This window comes from Sphingomonadaceae bacterium OTU29LAMAA1, from assembly GCA_024072375.1.
Taxonomy (GTDB): Bacteria; Pseudomonadota; Alphaproteobacteria; order Sphingomonadales; family Sphingomonadaceae; genus Sphingomonas.
On the sequence record CP099616.1, the window covers coordinates 67,382 to 73,875 of the forward strand.

At 66.6% G+C, this 6,494-nt stretch carries 4 protein-coding genes and 1 riboswitch; of the genes, 2 read left to right on the forward strand and 2 right to left on the reverse strand.

Going from position 1 to position 6,494, the window contains the following annotated elements; all coding sequences use genetic code 11:
* Window positions 1-210: 210 nt before the first annotated feature.
* Window positions 211-3,030 carry a TonB-dependent receptor gene (locus NF699_00325; GenBank protein ID USU03375.1) on the forward strand — a complete coding sequence of 940 codons (2,820 nt, stop codon included), beginning with the start codon at window positions 211-213 and terminating at the stop codon, window positions 3,028-3,030.
* Window positions 3,027-4,043 carry a phytase gene (locus NF699_00330; GenBank protein USU03376.1) on the forward strand — a complete coding sequence of 339 codons (1,017 nt, stop codon included), beginning with the start codon at window positions 3,027-3,029 and terminating at the stop codon, window positions 4,041-4,043. The genes NF699_00325 and NF699_00330 overlap by 4 nt, the downstream gene beginning before the upstream one ends.
* Here the strand turns inward: NF699_00330 and NF699_00335 are convergent.
* Both NF699_00335 and NF699_00340 read right to left on the reverse strand, forming a co-directional pair.
* Complete coding sequence (locus NF699_00335) at window positions 3,997-4,332, reverse strand: WGR domain-containing protein (GenBank protein USU03377.1); 336 nt, start codon at window positions 4,330-4,332, stop codon at window positions 3,997-3,999. The two genes, NF699_00330 and NF699_00335, sit on opposite strands and share 47 nt — an antisense overlap.
* Window positions 4,333-4,803: 471 nt before the next feature.
* The gene (locus tag NF699_00340) at window positions 4,804-6,213 is read right to left on the reverse strand and encodes an L-serine ammonia-lyase (protein ID USU03378.1); all 1,410 of its coding nucleotides are present in this window, start codon (window positions 6,211-6,213) and stop codon (window positions 4,804-4,806) included.
* Window positions 6,214-6,331: 118 nt separating this feature from the next.
* Window positions 6,332-6,420: riboswitch (glycine riboswitch) on the reverse strand.
* Window positions 6,421-6,494: the final 74 nt, after the last annotated feature.

Below are 6,494 nucleotides of genomic sequence, written 5' to 3' on the forward strand. Positions count from 1 at the left end.
GGAACAATCGTCATAAGCGGTGGAGAACTCCTTCAAATAACCGCCTAAGCAAATTAACGCTCAAGTAAATACTTGAGCGGCTCTTATCCATTGTACCTGTCATTAGACCGTAACCGCGATCGCATGCGCCCGTAACAAACTCCCGCCACGGGGGCGGTGAACGACCGGTGCCGGACAGGCGCCGGCGTCCCACGCTCAGGGGGGAGCATCATGCACGCCATTCGTTCCGGCATCCGCGGCTTCGCGGGTGTCTCGCTCATCGCACTCGCCGTTTCCGCCGCGCCGGCCCTCGCCGCGCCTCGCATGGCGGACGACGTCCCTGCCCCCGCCTCTGCCGCGCTGCCGGCACCGGGCGCGATCGTATCGGGCCGCGTCTACGATGCGACCGGTGTCGCCCTGCCCGGCGCGCGCATCGTCGTTGAGGGGACGGGCGCGCAGGCGACCACCAATCTGCAGGGCGAATTCACCATCGCTACGCCGGATGCGGTGGGCGAAGTGACGCTGCTGATCGACTATCTCGGTCGCCCGGCGGTCACCCGCACCGTCACCACGGCCGAGCGCGGCAGCGCGGTGTCGTTCACCCTGCCCGCGGCCGGCACGAATGCCGATGGCTCGGGGACCGACATCGTCGTCACCGGCGCGTCGCTGCTCGACAACACCGCGCGCGCGCTCAACCAGCAGCGGTCCGCCGACAACACGATCACCGTCATCTCGGCGGATGCGATCGGCCGCTTCCCCGATCCCAACATCGCCGAGGCGCTGCAACGCGCACCCGGCGTCGGCATCGAGCGCGATCAGGGCGAGGGCCGCTACATCAACGTCCGCGGTGCGCCGTCCGAATTCAGCGCGATCTCGGTCGATGGCATCCAGATCCCCTCGGTCGATCCGACGACGCGTGCGGTCGATCTCGACACGCTGCCGTCGGACATCGTCGCCAATCTGGAAGTGACCAAGTCGCTGCTCCCCTATCAGGATGCGGATTCGATCGCCGGCGCGGTCAACATCACGACGCGGTCGGCGTTCGATCGCAAGGGCTTCGCGCTGACCGGCATGGCGGGTGCGAGCTACAACCAGTTCGGCAAGGGCAGCGACTATCGCGGATCGGGCGCGGTCAGCGATACCTTCGGCGCCGACCGCCAGTTCGGCCTGCTGCTGTCGGGCAGCTATTCGCGCACGCACCGCCGCCCCGACAATGTCGAAAATACGTGGTCGCAGACGCCCGCCGGGCTGCGCGTGACGGAAACGCTGTTCAAGGACTACGACACCAAGCGCACGCGCATGGCGGGCACCGGCGCGTTCGAATGGCGTCCGTCCGATGCGACGCGGATGTGGGTGCGCGGCACCTATGCCCGGTTCGAGGACGACGAGTTCCGCGACCGCATCGGCATCCTGTGGAGCGAGGGCACGTTGCAGGCCGGATCGACCGATCGCGCCGCGACCTGGGCCAACACGCGGATCGAGAAGCAGGTGCGCCACCGCAAGCAGATCAACCAGATCTGGTCGGCGACCGGCGGGTTCGAACAGCGGCTGGGCGAAGGCACGATCCGCGGCGACGTCGCCTATAGCGAGACGTCGCAGACCTATCCGCGCCGCGACGAACTGCTGTTCCGCTCGACGTTGCGGCCGACCCTGTCCTACGATTTCGCGAATGCGAACCTGCCGTCCTATTCGCTGTTCACCGGCAACCAGCATCTGCAGACCGGCACCTATGCGTTCCGCGAGAACACCTATCGGTCGAACACGACGAAGAACGACGAACTGACCGTCGCGGTCCGGATGGACCTGCCGGTCGGCGACCTGACCTTCTCGAGCGGCGGCAAGTATCGCGAACGCCACATCAACGCCGACGAGGAACGCTTCCGCGATCGCCGCGCATCGGCCGCGCCGAGCCAGACGCTTGCCGGCTTCCTGTCGGACGAGGATTCGCGCAACTTCGACTACGACCTCGGCAAGCGCATCGATACCGGTCTTGCGGATGCCTATTTCGATGCGACCAAGGCCGCATCGGAACGCCGCCTGCCGCAGTCGCTGACCGCCGATTACACTGCCGAGGAACAGATCCTTGGCATGTTCGGCATGGGCAAGTTCGTGTCGGGCGGCACGACGCTGATCGCCGGCCTGCGCGTCGAGACGACCAACTTCCAGAGCCAGGCACCAATCTTCTCGCGCACCGGCGTGGTCGGCACCGCATCGGGCAAGAGCGGCTATGTCGACTTCTTCCCCAATCTGACGCTGCGTCAGGCGTTCACGCCCAACCTGATCCTGCGCGCCGCATTGAGCCGGGCGATCAACCGCCCGAACTTTCCGCAGCTTGCGCCGCGGGTGCTCGAGACGACCGAGGGCAACACCGTGCGTGTTGAATTCGGCGCGCCGGGCCTCGATCCGACGATGTCCAACAATGCCGACGCCGGCCTCGAATATTACATCCGGCCATTGGGCCTGATCGCGGTCAACGGCTTCTACAAGGACCTGACCGACTATCGCTACACGGTGAACAGCACCGGCGTGTATCAGGGCCTGCCGGCGATCTTCAGCCGTCCGGTCAACGCGCGCGAGGGCAAGCTGTACGGCGTCGAGGTCAACTGGCAGCAGCAGTTGAGTTTCCTGCCCGGCCTGCTCGGCGGCTTCGGCGTGTTCGCCAATTACACCTATACCAAGGGCGATGCGCAGTTCGACGTCGCCTATGCCGGCCGCAGCCGCTTCGCACTGCCCGGCCAGTCGAAGCATATGTGGAACGCCAGCGTCTTCTACGAACGCGGTCCGGTGAACCTGCGCGTCGCCTATACCAAGCGCAGCGATTACCTCGACGAGATCAACGCCGATAACCCCGCGCTCGACCTGTATTGGGAGGGTCGCGGCCAGCTCGACGTCACCGGCAGCGTCCAGCTGACCAAGGGCATCAACCTGTTCGCCGAGGGCAAGAACCTGACCAATTCCGCCGGGGTGCGCTATTTCGGCGAGCGTTACCGGACGTACGAATATGAGAAGTTCGGCTACACGCTGTTCGGCGGTGTGCGGGTGAAGCTGTGAGGCGCACCCTCCCCTTCCTTCTGCTGGCGGGCTGTACGACGGTGGCATCGGTGCCATCGCAGGTGGCGCCGAACGTCGCTGCCGTCGCGGAGACCGATCCGGTCGACACCGCGGCGGATGCGGCGGACGATCCCGCGATCTGGCGCAACCGCGCCGATCCGGCACGCAGTCTCGTCATCGGCACCGATAAGAAGGCCGGCATCCACGTCTACGACCTGACGGGCAAGCGCGTGTCCTTCACCCCCGCCGCGCGGCTCAACAATGTCGATCTGCGGGAATCCGGCGGTCGCGTCATCGCCGCAGCGAGCGACCGCGCCGACGTGGCGCAGGCCCATGTGTCGCTGTTCACGCTCGACACGTCGACACGTCGACTGGTGCCGATGGGACGCTATCCGGTCGGCCCCGGCGAAGCATACGGCATGTGCCTGTGGACACGCGCCAGGGACAAGGCGCTGTTCGGCTTCGTCGTGCTGAAGGACGGTCGTATCGACCAGGTCGCGATCGACGTGTCGGGCTCCTCTCCGCGCGTGACGACGGTGCGTAGCATGACGGTGGCCACGCAGGCGGAGGGCTGCGTCGTCGACGACCGCACCGGGCTGCTCTACGTCGCCGAGGAGGACGTCGGCCTGTGGCGCTTCGCCGCAGACCCGGCTGCACCCACCACCGCCACCCCGATCGCGCAGGTCGACGGCAAGACGCTGGTCGCGGACGCCGAGGGCCTCGCGCTGGCGCCGTCCGGTCGCACCGGTGGCTACCTCGTCGCCTCGAGCCAGGGCGACAACGCCTACACGCTCTACCGCCTGCCGGGGGTAACCTACGCCGGCCGCTTCCGCATCGATGGCGGCGCCATCGACGGCACCAGCGACACCGACGGTATCGAGCTGGCGCTGGGCGATTTCGGCCCGGATTACCCCAAAGGGTTGTTCGTGGCGCAGGATGGCGACAACGCGCCGGACACGCAGAACTTCAAATATGCGAGCTGGGCGCAGGTGCTGAAGGCGCTCGGCCTGTAGGCATGTCGACACCTCGACGCGTCGGATTGATGGGGCGATAGCCCACCCCGATCCGGCGCGTCGCGCTCCCCCGCCGCACCAGCAGCGCCCGGACGTAACGCAACGCGTCGCCCTCGTCGGCGAAGCTGCGCACCAGCTCCCTCCCCTGCCCGCCGATCCGCCCCCAGCCGGTTTCGATCATCACTTGCCCGAACAGATCGCGATACGCCGCGATCCGCCAGCGCCGGCGGATGTTGCGGGCGGCATCGATCGCGACGAGTTCGACAGGGGTGAACGGCAGCGTGTCCATGCCGCGATCCTAGGCGCGTGGAGGCGAGCTGTCCGACGCATTTCCTGAATCAGTCCGGCGGTGCTGAGTCAGAGCGTGAATCGATGAGTGGGATGTGATGGCAGGATAGCATTGGCGAGGCGCATTGTATTGCATCGGCTCAGGACCGCCTTCGCCAACGTCGGCCCCCTGCCCGGGCCGGGCGGCGTCTACCGGTTGAAGCCCGGCATCGACGTTACGAACGGCGAATGCTGCCGCGCACCGATGCGGGTGCCGACCCCGCGCCGCGTTCGACGAGCGACAACGGTGATTGCGCAATACCTGACCGTCATACAGGCCACTCACGTGGCGAGTGCGACCTATCGATATGTCCGGTCGACCAGCTGCCTGCCAGACTACGTAGCGTGGTGCGATTGCGTCATCAGGCGTTTTTTGCGATCCATCAGGCCTTGCACTGATGTCCATATATCGACATGTCGACATTCATACAAGTCAACACTCCACCACGTTCACTGCGAGCCCGCCGAGGCTCGTTTCCTTATACTGCGAGCGCATGTCCTCGCCCGTCTGGCGCATCGTCTCGATCACTGCATCGAGGCTGACGACGTGGCTGCCGTCGCCGCGCAGCGCGAGATAGGCGGCGTTGATTGCCTTCACCGCGCCCATCGTATTGCGTTCGATGCAGGGGATCTGCACCAGCCCGCCGATCGGATCGCAGGTGAGGCCGAGGTTGTGCTCCATACCGATCTCCGCGGCATTCTCGATCTGGCGGTTGCTGCCGCCGAGCACTGCGGCGAGCGCACCAGCCGCCATCGAACAGGCGACGCCGACCTCGCCCTGACACCCCATCTCCGCGGCCGAGATCGATGCGCGCTTCTTGTACAGCATACCGATCGCCGCGGCGGTCAGCAGGAAGGTGCGGGCGCCCTCCCCCCTCGCCTCGACCGAAACATCCTTGGCGACCAGTGTCTCGTAGAAGCGCAATACCGCGGGCAGCACGCCTGCCGCTCCGTTGGTGGGCGCGGTCACCACACGGCCGCCGGCGGCATTCTCTTCGTTCACCGCCAGGGCCCACAGGCTGACCCATTCGAATACCTCGGCGGGGTTGCTGCCGGGCACGTCACCGGTCAGCCCCTGCGCGATGGCGTGCGCGCGGCGTCGAACCTTGAGGCCGCCGGGCAATATGCCTTCCTGCGCAATACCGCGGTCGATGCAGGCGCTCATCGCGACGCGGACCGCGTCGAGGAAGGCGTCGGTCTCCGCCGGCGCGCGCCACGCCTCTTCGTTGGCGCGGACCATATCGGCGATCGACAGGCCGCTTGCATCGCCGATCGTGAGCAGGTCGGCGCCGGAGGCGAAGGGATAACGGACCGCGACGTTGGTCGCCGCGACCGGCGCGCCCTTGCGCAGGATCGCGCCGCCCCCGATCGAGAAATAGGTTTCGCCATGCGCCGACCCGTCGGTGAACGTCGCGGTGAAGGTCATGCCGTTGGGGTGTTCGGGCAGGAACTGCCGCGGATGAAAGACGATGTCGGTCTCGGTGAAGGCGATATCGTGACTGCCGGCGAGGGGCAGCTGCCGGCGTTCGCGGATACCCGCCAGAATGCCGGTTGCAGCGTCGGGATCGAGCCGCTCGGGCTCCCAGCCCGCCAGACCGAGGATCGTGGCGGTGTCGGTCGCATGACCGCGCCCGGTCAGTGCCAGGCTACCATAGAGGTCGCAGGTGACGCGTTGCGGATGTGCCCCCTGCCCCAGCGTACGCTGCGCGAAGTCGAACGCGGCCCGCATCGGCCCGACGGTGTGCGAGCTCGACGGGCCGATGCCGATCGTGAACAGTTCGGCAACGCTGATCGGACGATCGACATTGCGGTCGAGCGGCGTGGTGACGGGTTGGCTGCGCATGCGGTCCTTCCGCCGGTGTCACCGGCCTGCATGCCCCATCTGTCCCTTGCGCCTGAGATCGTTATCCCGTCGGCGGACGCCGGATGGCGTCACTCTCAAGATGTCAAGCCAGTGTCCTGGCGTCGACATGGTCCTTTGGCCTGAGAGTTTCCGGGGCGGTTGCTCCTTCGGCGCCGGGTGTCGCCCGGTCTCTCCCATATCGATGCACAGACCTATCCGTCGGCGGCAGGCCATGGGTCAAGGGCGTCGATGCGTGTTTATGACGGAGCGCCGCCTCTCCC